Below are 12,583 nucleotides of genomic sequence, written 5' to 3'. Positions count from 1 at the left end.
GTTACTCGAAGTCGTCTTTGTCCTCGTCTTCGCGGCGACCGCCGTCGGCCGTCGCCGCGAATTCGTCCGTCGTACTGCCAGGCGGGTTCGTCGCGGTCTCGACGGCCGCGAGCACGTCCTCCACGGTCGTGTCGCTCAGCGCCGCATCGGCGTCGAGCACGAGTCGGTGGACGAGTATCGGACGGAGGTGGAACTTCACGTCGTCGGGAATCACATAGGAACGACCGTGAATCGCCGCCCGCGCCTTCGCGGTCTGAAGGAACGCGATGGAGGCACGGGGCGAACCACCGTATTCGACCGCCTCGTGGGCGCGAACTGCCTCCACCAGTCGCTGGATGTACTCCTTTATCTCGGGTGCGACGTGGACCGTCGTGACCTGCTGGCGCGCCTCGTCGATGGCGTCGGTCGTCACGACCTGTTCGACGTCGTCCGGCCCCAGGTTCGGGTTCACGTCGATCCTGTCGAGCAGTTCGCGCTCTTCGGCCCCAGACGGGAGTTCGACCACGATTTTCTGCTGGAAACGGTCGCGCTGGGCTTCCGGCAGTTGGTAGGTTCCCTCCATGTCGATGGGGTTCTGCGTGGCGATGACCATGAACGGGTCGGGCAGCGAGAGCGTCTCCCCGTTGATGCTCACGTTGTCCTCCTCCATCGCTTCGAGGAAGGCGCTTTGGGTCTTCGGCGTCGCGCGATTGATCTCGTCGGCGACGACGAGGTTGGCGAAGATGGACCCCTTCTGAAGCGTGAACTCACCGGTGTTCTCGCGGTAGACGTGCGTCCCGGTGATGTCGGCCGGGAGCAGATCGGGTGTCATCTGAATTCGGTTGTGCGAGAGGCCGGTCGCGCCCGCAAAGAGGTTCGCGACCGTCGTCTTGGCGATACCGGGGACACCTTCGAGCAGGACGTGTCCGTCGGTCAACAGCGAAATCGTGAGATTCTCCACGAGTGTTTCCTTGCCGATGAGCACGCGAGCGATTTCCGTCCGGATGGACTCGTACAGCGCTTCGGCATCAGTCATCGGCGTCACCTCCCTCCCGCGCGGCTTGGATATCGGCGACGAGACGCTCGATGCGTTCGTGGGACCACGAGGGGTACCGTTCCTCGATGGCGACGACGAGTTCGTCGGTGTCGAGGGTCGGATGTGTGGGCTCCTCGGAGTCCACGCCGAATCGTTCGGTCAGTCGGCGAACGGCGGGTGAAACCGTCTCAGGGTGACGAATTCCGAGGGCGACGAGCACGAGCGCTCCGACGAGCGCGAGTTGGGCGGCGAGCGAGCGGCGGACGACGATGAGAACGAGCGCGAACGGCGGTGGTCCCTCGACCTGTGTGTAATCGAAGACGGCGCGGTCGTGTGCGGCGATGAGGCCGCGAACGAACCGCTCGTTTCCGGGACGGGATAGCATCGAGTTGATGGCAACACTCGGATCACCGACGACGACGACGCGACCCTTGCTGACGTTTTCGGCGGTCACCACTGGGTAGCTGTCGAGGCTTTCGTCCGCGTCGAGCGTACCGTTGTCGTTGGAGTCCCGATAGGCGAAGTCAGAGGTGGAGACGAGCGGGGTCGCTCCGTGTGGTCGGACGGCGGTTCCGTAGTTGAGGGTCAGTCGATGGACGTTCCGCGTGAGCGGACCGTTCGAGACGTTGGTTGCAATTGGCATAGCTGGTGAGTGGTAGTTGTGGCGTTCGTCACGGAGGACGCTTCCGTCGGATCGAGCGCGCGCCCCGAGCGACGCGAGGAGCGCGTTGCTCGTGTTCGCACGGTCGTCCATCACGACGACGGTGCCGCCGCGATGGACGAAATTCCGTAGGGATGCGCTCGATTTCGACGAGCGGGGTGCGACGACGAACACCACCGTCCGATTCGCAGGGAGCGTGCGGTACGTCGCCGAATCGAGCACGACGTTCGGACCGCCGCCCGCATCGGCTATCCACCCTCTGAGGGTAGAGGTACCGTCCCACGTGGGATTGTACGCACCGAAATCGGTCGTCGATGTGACGCTGCCGACGGCGACCGTGACGAGGACGAGCGCCGCGAGGGCGAGGACGAGAACGGTCGGCGGACGAAATGGCGCTGATCGCGTCACCGTCGTCCCTCGGGTCGCCGCCGCTGTTCGGTTTTACCCCGGGGCACGGTGGCTCCCCCCGCGTCCCACGAACGAGTGCAACGCTCCGGTCATCACTGGGCATGCGACGATGTTCGTTACAAATCTATCGGCTGTCGTGACGGGTCAACGGATGATGAATTCGCTCCGTCCGGTCCCGATCGGACCCTTGTTTTGTTGGAATACCCCCGTATTAGTACGGAATTCCAGTGAAAGTGGAGTAGTATACCACTACCACAAATGAAGACATATAAACTAGTTATAAGTAATGATTTCTACTCGGTAACTTATTTCCGAGGATATGATAACGGTTCGAACTGAAGCGGTTTGCTACCGAATAATGTCGATACGAGCGGTCTACTTCGATTCCGTGAGTTTTTCCTGATCCAACAGGGGCACTCACAGTACCAACCGGCCGCTTACTCATCCGTCGATAGCGTGTCTGTCATCGTCACTAGTTGTTGTTGGAGTACCTGAGATTCTTTTGGAATACTAGCAAAAAATCTGGATTAGCACCCAGTAATATCCTAAATAACAAATATAGGTGGTATCATAGTAGATGCGTGAGAATTATGTCAGCGCTATTGATCGAAAGCGGGGTCGTAACCCATGGCAATACTCGAAATGAGGGATGGATAAAACGAAGCAAAAACGTGTGGGGGGCCAGGAGAACGGCACGCGGAACGACCAACTGCTCCGAGAGTTCTGGAGCGACCAACTGCTTCGAGAGTTACGGAGGATAGTTTCTCATGTGTGGCATCATCGGGTGTACGGGCGGAACGGATCTCGTACCGACACTACTGAACGGGTTGGCGAAGTTGGAATATCGTGGATACGATTCGGCAGGGTTAGCCGTAAGCAACTCCCGGATTCACGTTCTCAAGCGTGAAGGGGAACTGGACGAACTGGTCGGAGCGGTTCGAGACGAAAACGACCTCGGTGGAACGGTCGGGATCGGCCATACCCGCTGGAGCACGCACGGCAAGCCGTCGGACGAGAACGCACATCCGCATACGGACTGTGAAAACAGGGTCGCGGTCGTCCACAACGGCATCATCGAGAACAATCATTCCCTGCGCGACGAACTGCACGGGTTGGGTCACGAATTCGAGAGCGAGACTGACACGGAAGTCATTCCGCACCTCATCGGCAACTATCTCGATAGGGGAGCGACACCGAAGGAGGCGTTTCGACTCGCGGTCGAAAAATTGGAGGGGAGCTACGCCATCGCGGCGGTGTTCGAGTCGTGTGACGAAGTGATGGCGACGCGGAAGGATTCGTCGCTCGTCCTCGGCGTCGGCGACGGGGTGTACATCGCGAGCGACGTGACCGCGCTGGTCGAGCGAACCGACACCGTCGTTCATCTCCACGACGGTGAGTTCGCCTACCTCTCGGAGGACGGATACACCATCGTCGATGAAAGCGGAAACCCACAACCGAAGACGGGGACGGCGATCGAGTGGGACGCGGAAGCGATGGCCAAAGGTCATCACGACCACTACATGATAAAGGAGATTTACGAACAGTCGAGCGCGCTCCGCGAGTGTCTGCGTGACCGATTTGCCGGGAATTTCGTCTCGCTAGACGCTGCCGCCGATCATCGAGCAGTGGATTCCGTCCACCTCGTCGCCTGTGGAACCAGCTATCACGCGGCGCTCTACGGCGCGAAACTGTTGTGTGAGCGGGGGATTCCGGCACAGGCCCATCTGGCGAGCGAGTACGCGATGTCCCCGCCACCGATTCGGGACGGAACGCTCGTCGTCGGCGTCACCCAGAGCGGCGAAACGGCGGACACCCTCTCGGCGCTTCGCGTCGCCAACGAACGCGATGCGTACACGCTCGCGCTGACGAACGTCATCGGAAGCACCGCGACACGGGAATGTGACGATGCGCTGTACATCCGGTCGGGTCCCGAAATCAGCGTCGCCGCGACCAAGACGTTCGCGAGCCAACTCGTCACGCTCGTGCTGTTCGTCCTTCAGCTATCGGCGGACGAGTCGTCCCGCGACGAAACGCGACGACTCGCTTCGGCGCTGACCGAGTTGCCCGAACAGATACAAGCGGTACTCGATACGAGCAACGCCGAGGCGATTGCGCATCGGTTCGTGGACAGTTCCGGCAATTTCTTCATCGGGCGAGGGATGCAGTATCCCGTCGCGTTGGAAGGCGCACTCAAGATGAAGGAGATAACCTACCAACACGCGGAAGGGTTCGCGGCTGGCGAACTCAAACACGGCCCGCTCGCGCTGGTGACGGAGGAAACGCCGGTGTTCGTCTCGATCGTCGGGGACGACGAAATAGCCCGAAAAACCGTCTCGAACGCGAAGGAAGTAAAGGCGCGCGATGCACCACTCGTCGTCGTCACCGACGGTCAATCGTCCGTCGAGGAGTTCGCCGACGAGATACTGTCCATCCCGCCGACGAATCCGACGCTCGCACCGATACTCGTCAACGTCCAGTATCAACTACTCGCGTATCACACGGCACGACTCCTCGGCCGCGATATCGACAAACCGCGAAACCTCGCAAAGAGCGTCACGGTCGAGTAGCGGGCGATTCCCCTTCGACCGCCAGTCGTCCCACGAGCGACGTCGTGGCTGCTGACGCGCACAATAGTTATGCTTTCGTGGTAGAATAGTTATACGAAATGGACGAAAGCAATCGTAAAATCGTCGCGTTCGGGCTGTTGTCCGCGCTGTCGAGTATTACGGTTGGCGTATCGGTGTTAGGGGTTCGTTCTGCCGCGGTCGAACGATGGTGGGTCGGTATCGTCGCGGTGTTCGTCACGTTCGTTCTGACGTTCGCAGCGGACAGAAGCCGCACCGGTCTCCGGGCGTTGGTGGCCATCGGACTCCTCACGATAGCGCTCATCGTGACTCGAACGATTCCCATCGCCGTTCTCCCGTTCGTGATGATCGGAATGGGTGCCGGAACGGGAGTCAATCGGTTCCTATTCGGTGTCGTGCGGGCAGTGCCGCCGCTCCGCCGACAGCGCGAGAAAGCACCGGCACCCGACTGGTACCCGTTCTGAGACTCTTTTTTCAATTGGAAACAACTGCTCGTTCGGGTCGTGCGCTTCGGAGCAACAGCCATCCGATTCCGATGACCAACGCGGCGACGCCGCAGACGAGGAGCGTTTCCCCGTAGTCGAAGACGGCCGAAAGACCGACACAAAGCGGCGGGCCGACGGTCGTCCCGAGTCGGAGAACGGTGGTCCGGACGCTCATGATACTGCCGCGGAACTCGTCGGGCGCGAGTTCGTTGAGCGCCGTGTCAGTGATGGGTTCGGCGAGGCCCTGTCCGAGGCCGAACAGCAACAGCGCCACGGCGACGACAGCGAGCGAGTCGGTCAGGGCGAGCAGGACGAGGCCGACGCCGTAACTCGTGAACCCGAGCGCGATGGATTGGAAACTGGAGAGCCACCCCAACAGCCGGTCGCCCTGCATCGCCGTGGTCCCCATCGCCACCGCCGGGAGACCGAGCAGTAACCCGATTCCACCCGACGAGAGTCCGTACGATCCGTCGAGGATGAACGGAACCACGGTGAGTTGGGCACCGTACAGGAGCACGAAGATGCCGAAGATGGCGACGTACAGCACGGCGAACGGCCGCATGGAGGTCGGCCCGGTGACGAACTCCCGGATCGTCCCGCCGGAGTTCGCGTCGTGACGGGGCGGTTCTTCGAGGAACGCGAGGCCGAACGGCGCGACGACGACCCCGAGTAGGAAACAGAGGAACGGAGCCGTCCACGAGAGCGTCGCGAGCGCCCCGCCGAGGAGCGGGTACCCCGCTGCACCGACCGCGAGAATTGCGGCGTTCATTCCGATGAGCGTGCGGCGTTTCTCCCCGGCGAAGCAGTCGCCGATGAGCGTGACCGTCATGGTAGCGATAGCGCTGCTGGCCGCGCCCTGTATCGCGCGGAGGAGGAGGATAGAGGTGAAGTGGCCCTTGAGCAGGACGACCGCGGACCCGCTCAGGCCGAAGACGATGAGCGAGGGGACGAGGATACGTTTGCGACCGATTCGGTCGGCGAGCAGTCCGATCGGAACCGTGAGAACGACACCGGGAAGCGTGAACGCGGAGAGCAACAGACTCGCTTGCGTTTCGGAGATACCCCACGCTTCCTGCACAGCGGGGAGGGCGGGACTTATCAGGGAGACACCCATGACGGCGACGAGCGTACTGGCGAAGATGACGGCCGTCATCGGAGAATCTCGAATCGCTTGGAGGCGTTTCATTCTTGCTAGCGAAGCGTTCGAGACGAACCGCGGAGAGAGTTTCGATACGAAAGCCGATTCGGGAAGTCGATTCGGAAACCACGAACACACTCTCGGTCGTGTCGACTTCACGAAGCCAGTGAAAAAATCGAGCCGTCGTAACCGCGGCGGCTATCGGGTGGTTAGCAGTAGAGCGATTCCGCGAAGTCGACGAGTTCCTCTTCGGAGAGCGACCCGACGACCGAGTAGCTGTGATCCCCGTCGGACCACTGAACGATGCCTCGGTCGCCGACGTTGGAGTAGCTTCCGTCGTGCCCGGCAATCGAGACGGTCCCGTCGCCGTCAACCGTGCGGGTCGCGGGCGTCTGGGAGACGGCCAACGTATCCGAACCGTTCGTGTACTCCAGGGACACGGAGGCGTTTCCGTTCGAGGTCGTCACCGTCACGTTTTCGAGCGAGTAGCCGTCGGGAACCGACGACGGTTCACGGATGGTGTAGTCCACCGCTTTCTGTGCCGCATCGACCGATGAGTACGTCGTGGTCTGCGGGAGGGTGACGTCGATGACGTGTGCGTCCTCCGGCGGGGTGAACGTGAACCGGTCGTCCGGAATCGACGCGTTGTACGTCAGGTTGGAGTACGTCATCGTGGTCGTCGTGGATTCGTTGCCGACGTTCGTCGTGATCCGTTCCTTGACCGGGAACCAGTTCTTCTGGTCGAGCCACACCGTCGCGTTGCCCATCATAGCCTGCATCGATTCGTTTTTCGGCTGGAGCGAGACGACGTACGTCTCGTGGCCGGAGACCGTCGCGGTTCCCTGGTAGTTCGCCTCGAAACCGTCCGAAATCCCCTGGAGGGCGTTGCTCATGTTTTGGATGAGTCCGGCGTTCTCGCCGTCGAGACGCAGGTGTCGCGCGGTGTTCGTGGTGTCGTTATACATCCACAGGTCCGAACCGTTCGAGACCATCACGGTTCCGGCCTGCGGGCCGTCGGTGTACTCGTAGCGGACGTGGTCCGGCGTTCGCTGCCAGATGTCGGCTTCGACGGTCTGATTCCCGTCCGGCCCGTCCGTCGTGATCGTGACCGTCCCGGAGACGCTATCGACGGTCGTGTTGTTACCGAGGGCGTGCTGTTCGATCGTCGCTTCCGATGGTGTCGTATCCTCCTTTGCAGAGACCTGGTTCCCAACGCTGGCGTAGCCGACGAACGAGACGGCAACGACGAGGGTGAGGAGACCAACTGCAAGCAGGGACTTTCGTGCAACCATGCGCGCCGATGTTATCAACGTTCTATAAAGAAAGTTTTTGAATAATGTTGAAAAATGAGTGTTAGTAACACGGTTCGACGATGGGTAAAACGTGGGAGTCGTTCCAATCCGAGGAGATAGTTCTCCGATTTGGATAAACTAACAACTCATAATTAACGGATCTCAACGAAAGCATATAAATCATTCCGTGATCTCGTCGTGTTCCCATAGCCGTCCCTCACTGGAGGACGATTATCCGTGAAAAATGAACGTGTTTGATCTTGACGTGAATGTGGATGCCGGAGACGAGCAGCGACTACTCCATCCAATCGAGATACGCCGTGTTGACTTCGATGACGCCAGCTACGTTTCGGATCTCCTGTGGAATCTCCCTGCGGAACGTGTCGTCGTCGATACGCTCGACGGGACCGCTCACGCTGATCGCGCCGAGGAGTTCGTCCGTTTCCGTCACGAGCGCGGTGGCGACGCATCGGACGCCCTCGAACTGCTCCTCGTCGTCGAAAGCGATGCCGCGCGACCGAATGTCGTCGAGTTCCGCGCGAAGCGACGACTCCTCGACGATGGTCCTGTCCGTGTATCGGTGCAACGCGCCCCAGTCGAGAACCTCGTCGATTCTCGTCCCGTCCATCGCCGCGAGCATCGCCTTTCCGGCCGCCGTGCTGTGAAGGTCCTCCTGCGTGCCGAGATGGGTGTTGATGTCCGCGCGGTCGTGGCGGGTGGACTGATACAGCGTGATTCCGTACCCGTGTCGTTCGACCACGAGTCGAGCGGTTTCGCCGGTCGTCTTCGCGAGCCTGTCGACGCTCTCCTTGCCGATTTGGAAGACCGTCTCGCGCTCCCGCACCGCACCACCGTACGTGAGCGGACGAAGTCCGAGTTGGTACTCGCCGTCCGCCCGCTCCACGAAATCGTGTTCGAGAAGCGTCGCCAGGTAGTGGTGCACCGTTCCCTTCGAGAGTCCGACTTCGTCGGCGAGGGCCGTCACACCCATCCGCTCGTGTTCGTCCAGCGCGTCCAACACCCGAAACGCGTTGCCGACCGATTTGATGGTCTTGCTCCCGTTCCCGTCTCGTGCCATGGGCTGACGTGGGTCGCGAAACCATAAGAATCTGCCCTAATCGTTTGACGCTATCAAACTCCTCTCGTCGCCTCGGGTTTATCGGTCGTTGTCGGCGTAGACGCGGTCCACGAGTCGCTGGACGGCGAGCGCCTGCTCGACGGTGTTGGTGGTCGGCGGTTCGTCGTGTGCAACGGCGTCGATGAACGACCGTATTTGCTCACGATACGGGTCGTTGTGGTTCGCGGTGACGGACGTATCGAGGTAGTGATCCACGCCGCCGCTCCGGGTCTCGAAGAATTTGAGCATCTGAGAGACGTCCACATCGGTGTCCCGGATGTCTGTGATGTCCAACAGCGCACCGGCTTCGGTCCCGTGAATCCGGTAGGAGTGGACTGAGTCGGCGTTGACCGCCCACGCGGTTTCCACCGTCGCCGTTCGCTCGCCGTCGAACTCCAGAAACGCCGACGCCGAATCCTCCACGTCGAACATGTTCGCATCGTCGTCCTCCCCCCACATCTTGAGATAGGCGTAGGAGTCCCGATTCCCGAAATCACATCGCGTCGTGGATTTCACGTCGACGATGTCCGGTTCGTCGAGGAAGTAAAACAGCAAATCCATCACGTGGATTCCGATGTCGATGAGCGCCCCGCCGCCCGCGAGTTCCTTCGACGTGTACCACGACCCCCTGCCGGGGACGCCACGGCGACGCATGTACGCCGCCTGAACGTGCGTGATTTCGCCGAAAAACCCCTTGTCGATGTACCATTTGAGTATCTTACAGACGTTCAGAAACCGGCTCTGGAAGCCGACCATACATGTTTGCCCTGTCTCCTCGGCGGTTGCCGCGATCCGTTCCGCGCTCTCCAACGTGTGGGCGAGCGGTTTCTCCATGAACACGTCGATTCCCTGTTCCATCGCCGTCGTCGCGACGGGTTCGTGGAACTTGTTTGGCGTCGTGATCACGACCGCGTCCAGGTCCTCCTCGAACAGTTCCGTCGGACTCTCGAAATGAGCGCCGTCGAACCGGCGTTCGAATCGCCGTCGCGCCTCCGAACTCGCGTCGGAACCGTACACCCGCTGGTCGAAATCGACGAGGGTCTGGGCGCGGTTCAGACCGTGCGTCCCGAGGCCGACCACCCCGATATCGAGCGTGATGTCGTTGCGCATGCTCGTGGCTCCGCAGGCGACGTTATTCAGCTTTGGCTTACCCCGGTCGAAAATTAGGTGGACGACACGCGACGTGTGATGTCCCCAATCCCGTTTCGAACTGAGGTTCCGCGAAAGCAACCGTTTTTACCCTCCTCTTCGTCGGGTACGAATATGGCCCGACCAGCCGTGCAGTTGTACTCGCTACGAGCAGTCGATGAACCGCTCCCCGAACTGATCACGAGCGCCGGAGACGCCGGATTCGAGGGCGTCGAATACGCGAACCGGATCGGCGACGCCGACACGGACGCCGTCATGGACGCCCTCGACGGTGCGGGAATGGAATCGGTCGCCGCACACGTCGGTATCGAGGAACTGGAAGACGACCTCGAAGGGACGGTCGAATTCTACGATTCGCTCGATTGTGACCGCCTCGTCGTTCCGTGGCTCGATCCCGAACATTTCGAGAGCGAGGACGCCATCGACGCGTCCGCGGATCGACTCACGTCGCTCGCGGACCGAGTCGCCGACCACGGCGTCGAACTTAGCTACCACAACCACGACCACGAGTTCGAGGCGGTCGACGGCCGTCCGGCGTTCGAACGGTTCGCCGAATCGTCCGGTGACTCGCTCGCGCTCGAAGTGGACCTCGGTTGGGCGTCGGCAGCGGGTGTCGACCCGACCGGCTTCCTCGAACGATGGGGCGACCGGATTCCGCTCGTGCACGTCTCGGACGCCGACGAGTCGCGGTCGCCGACGGAAGTCGGTGACGGCGTTCTCGACGTTGACACCTGTGCGAGCGCAGTCGACGAAGCGGGCGTCGAGTGGGCGATTTACGAACACGACGAACCCGAAGACGCGATGGCGTCGCTCTCCCACGGCGGCGACGTGCTGCAAAAGTTCTGAACGGGACCGTTCTTTTTCTGACCGACTACCCCATCGTGAGCGTCACGTAGCCGTCGAAGTTGAGGACGACCCGCTGGGCGAAGTCGCCGAACAGCGCCTTTCCGGTCGGAGACCGAGATTTTCCGACGACGAACGCGTGGTCACAGTCGTACTTCTCCCCGGCTTCGATGACGCGGGTTCCCCGCTCCTTGTCATCGACGACGGCGACGACGGTCCTGAAATCGACGTCCATACCGTCGAGAACTTCGGCCGCGAACTCGGTGGCTTCGTTCGCCGCCGCCTCCGTCACGGCCCCGGTATCGTAGTTCACGTTCTCGACTTCCCCGACGGATTCGAGCGTTTCGACGTCGGCTTCGTACTCCGATTCGTCCAGAAACGCCAGAACTACCAGTTCGGCGTCGCTCGCGGCGGCATACGTTCCCGCTTCGCGGAGGAGGTCCCTGTGCGTGTCCGTCGTATCGATGGCTACTACACCACGTTCCATACCAGCGATAGACGAATGGAAGTATATAAAACGAGAGGATAGTTGCGACTCATAGCCCGGAAAATCGGGCGACCGACGCCGCATCAGGGGGAAATCACTATGACACTGGTCTGTGTTACGCTAGATGTTTCAATGAGTGAATACACTGTCGCTATCATCGGAACCGGACCGGACCCAGCCAACCCGACGGTCAAAGGATTCGCCATGGGCTATCGACACGCCGAAGCGTACCGAAACGACGACGACTGCCGCCTCGTCGGCTGTGCCGACATCGTCCCGGAGAACGCCGCCGCCTTCGCGGAGACGTTCGATATCCCGGAAGACGGCGTGTTCGAGGAGTACGTGGAGATGGTGGAAACCGTGGAACCGGACATCGTCAGCATCACCGTTCCACCCGCGATACACGAGGACATCGTCGTCGAGTGTGCCAAACGCGGTGTCGAGGCGATTCACTGCGAGAAGCCCATGGCGACCGAATGGGCCGACGCACAGCGAATGGTTCAGGAGTGTTATCGGCGGGACGTCCAACTCACGTTCAACCGACAGCGTCGCTTCGGCCGACCGTTCACGGAGGCGAAACGACTGCTCGACGACGGCGAAATCGGCGAGCTTCAGCGCGTCGAAATCGGCTGGGGCGACTTCTACGACACCGGCGCACACACGGTAGACCTCGCCGGGATGTTCAACGGCGACCGGTCGGCCGAATGGGTCATCGCAGGGCTCGACTACCGGGACGAGGACGTTCGGTTCGGCGTCCACCAGGAGAACCAGATGTGGGCACAGTGGCGCTACACGAACGGCGTGTACGGTCTCGTGTCCACGGAACCCGAATCGGAGTTCGTCGGCGCGGCGCTCCTCCTCCGCGGAAGCGATGGCGTCATCAGAATCGACGCCGCCGACGGCCCGATGCTCGAACTCGAACGCGACGGCACCCGAACCGAAATCGACGTCGATGGCGAGACGATGCACGCCACGGGCAAGGAGGAAGGACGGTACGGGTCGAAGTTCCACGACCGCGCAGTCGCGGAAATCATCGACTCGCTCGAAACGGGACGGGAACCCACCATCAGCGGCCGAATCGGGCTCAACACCGCGGAGGTCCTGTTCGCGGGCTACGAGTCGGTCCGGAGTCGCGGACGGGTGGACCTGCCGCTCGAAATCGACGACAACCCGCTCTCGTCGCTGGTCGAGTCGGGTGCGCTCACGCCGAAACCGCCGGTCGACGAAGACGGCGCGTAAAACAAAATCGAACTTTTTTCGACGGCGAGGGGAACAGCGTTAGTCCGACTCGACGCCTTCGCTCGTCGATCCCAATCCGGAGTCGGCATCCGAATCGTCATTTTCCATTTCTTCGATTGGCGGACTGTTCCAGTACTCGTGGGTCTCCTCGACGCGGAAGCAGG

The 12,583-nt window shown here is 61.1% G+C and carries 11 protein-coding genes; 4 read left to right on the top strand and 7 right to left on the bottom strand.

The window, feature by feature from the left end:
• Position 1 precedes the first annotated feature (1 nt).
• Both NKF26_RS21170 and NKF26_RS21165 read right to left on the bottom strand, forming a co-directional pair.
• The gene (locus NKF26_RS21170) at positions 2 to 1,015 is read right to left on the bottom strand and encodes a MoxR family ATPase (RefSeq protein WP_253228718.1); all 1,014 of its coding nucleotides are present in this window, start codon (positions 1,013 to 1,015) and stop codon (positions 2 to 4) included.
• Positions 1,008 to 2,084, bottom strand: coding sequence for a DUF4350 domain-containing protein (locus NKF26_RS21165; RefSeq protein WP_253234850.1), 1,077 nt, complete (start codon positions 2,082 to 2,084; stop codon positions 1,008 to 1,010). Before NKF26_RS21165 ends, NKF26_RS21170 begins: the two co-directional genes overlap by 8 nt.
• A gap of 767 nt (positions 2,085 to 2,851) precedes the next feature.
• Here NKF26_RS21165 and glmS point away from each other — a divergent pair.
• Positions 2,852 to 4,651, top strand: coding sequence for a glutamine--fructose-6-phosphate transaminase (isomerizing) (gene glmS, locus NKF26_RS21160; RefSeq protein ID WP_253234849.1), 1,800 nt, complete (start codon positions 2,852 to 2,854; stop codon positions 4,649 to 4,651).
• Between the two features lie 98 nt (positions 4,652 to 4,749).
• Positions 4,750 to 5,133: a hypothetical protein gene (locus tag NKF26_RS21155; protein ID WP_253228715.1), complete on the top strand. Its 384-nt coding sequence runs from the start codon at positions 4,750 to 4,752 to the stop codon at positions 5,131 to 5,133.
• Positions 5,134 to 5,143: 10 nt separating this feature from the next.
• Here NKF26_RS21155 and NKF26_RS21150 read toward each other — a convergent pair whose 3' ends face one another.
• From NKF26_RS21150 to NKF26_RS21135, 4 genes are all read right to left on the bottom strand, one after another.
• Entirely contained in the window at positions 5,144 to 6,340 is a 1,197-nt protein-coding gene (locus NKF26_RS21150) for an MFS transporter (protein WP_253228714.1), read from the bottom strand.
• A gap of 161 nt (positions 6,341 to 6,501) precedes the next feature.
• Positions 6,502 to 7,584 carry an outer membrane lipoprotein-sorting protein gene (locus NKF26_RS21145; RefSeq protein WP_253228713.1) on the bottom strand — a complete coding sequence of 361 codons (1,083 nt, stop codon included), beginning with the start codon at positions 7,582 to 7,584 and terminating at the stop codon, positions 6,502 to 6,504.
• 295 nt (positions 7,585 to 7,879) lie between these two features.
• On the bottom strand, positions 7,880 to 8,662 hold the full coding sequence (locus NKF26_RS21140; protein WP_253228712.1) for an IclR family transcriptional regulator: 783 nt from the start codon (positions 8,660 to 8,662) through the stop codon (positions 7,880 to 7,882).
• A gap of 78 nt (positions 8,663 to 8,740) precedes the next feature.
• A complete protein-coding gene (locus tag NKF26_RS21135) occupies positions 8,741 to 9,811 on the bottom strand; it encodes a Gfo/Idh/MocA family protein (RefSeq protein ID WP_253234848.1) in 1,071 nt (356 codons plus the stop codon).
• A gap of 153 nt (positions 9,812 to 9,964) precedes the next feature.
• On the opposite strand from NKF26_RS21135, the gene NKF26_RS21130 reads away from it, so the two are divergent.
• Positions 9,965 to 10,696 carry a sugar phosphate isomerase/epimerase gene (locus NKF26_RS21130; RefSeq protein ID WP_253234847.1) on the top strand — a complete coding sequence of 244 codons (732 nt, stop codon included), beginning with the start codon at positions 9,965 to 9,967 and terminating at the stop codon, positions 10,694 to 10,696.
• Positions 10,697 to 10,721: 25 nt separating this feature from the next.
• Here the strand turns inward: NKF26_RS21130 and NKF26_RS21125 are convergent, their stop codons facing one another.
• Complete coding sequence (locus NKF26_RS21125) at positions 10,722 to 11,180, bottom strand: universal stress protein (protein ID WP_253228709.1); 459 nt, start codon at positions 11,178 to 11,180, stop codon at positions 10,722 to 10,724.
• A gap of 132 nt (positions 11,181 to 11,312) precedes the next feature.
• Between NKF26_RS21125 and NKF26_RS21120 the strand changes: the two genes are divergently transcribed.
• Positions 11,313 to 12,419: a Gfo/Idh/MocA family protein gene (locus NKF26_RS21120; protein ID WP_253234846.1), complete on the top strand. Its 1,107-nt coding sequence runs from the start codon at positions 11,313 to 11,315 to the stop codon at positions 12,417 to 12,419.
• The last annotated feature ends 164 nt before the right edge of the window (positions 12,420 to 12,583 follow it).

The sequence above is a fragment of the Haladaptatus sp. AB618 genome (assembly GCF_024136965.1).
Classification (GTDB): domain Archaea; phylum Halobacteriota; class Halobacteria; order Halobacteriales; family Haladaptataceae; genus Haladaptatus.
This window is presented reverse-complemented; position numbering and strand designations above follow the sequence as displayed.

What these genes read in the sequence shown, in the direction of transcription:
- glmS (WP_253234849.1), top strand. Translation starts at nt 2,852, where the DNA reads ATGTGTGGCATCATCGGGTGTACGGGCGGAACGGATCTCGTACCGACA.
- NKF26_RS21150 (WP_253228714.1), bottom strand. Translation starts at nt 6,340, where the DNA reads ATGAAACGCCTCCAAGCGATTCGAGATTCTCCGATGACGGCCGTCATC.
- NKF26_RS21170 (WP_253228718.1), bottom strand. Translation starts at nt 1,015, where the DNA reads ATGACTGATGCCGAAGCGCTGTACGAGTCCATCCGGACGGAAATCGCT.
- NKF26_RS21145 (WP_253228713.1), bottom strand. Translation starts at nt 7,584, where the DNA reads ATGGTTGCACGAAAGTCCCTGCTTGCAGTTGGTCTCCTCACCCTCGTC.
- NKF26_RS21135 (WP_253234848.1), bottom strand. Translation starts at nt 9,811, where the DNA reads ATGCGCAACGACATCACGCTCGATATCGGGGTGGTCGGCCTCGGGACG.
- NKF26_RS21155 (WP_253228715.1), top strand. Translation starts at nt 4,750, where the DNA reads ATGGACGAAAGCAATCGTAAAATCGTCGCGTTCGGGCTGTTGTCCGCG.
- NKF26_RS21125 (WP_253228709.1), bottom strand. Translation starts at nt 11,180, where the DNA reads ATGGAACGTGGTGTAGTAGCCATCGATACGACGGACACGCACAGGGAC.
- NKF26_RS21130 (WP_253234847.1), top strand. Translation starts at nt 9,965, where the DNA reads ATGGCCCGACCAGCCGTGCAGTTGTACTCGCTACGAGCAGTCGATGAA.
- NKF26_RS21140 (WP_253228712.1), bottom strand. Translation starts at nt 8,662, where the DNA reads ATGGCACGAGACGGGAACGGGAGCAAGACCATCAAATCGGTCGGCAAC.
- NKF26_RS21120 (WP_253234846.1), top strand. Translation starts at nt 11,313, where the DNA reads ATGAGTGAATACACTGTCGCTATCATCGGAACCGGACCGGACCCAGCC.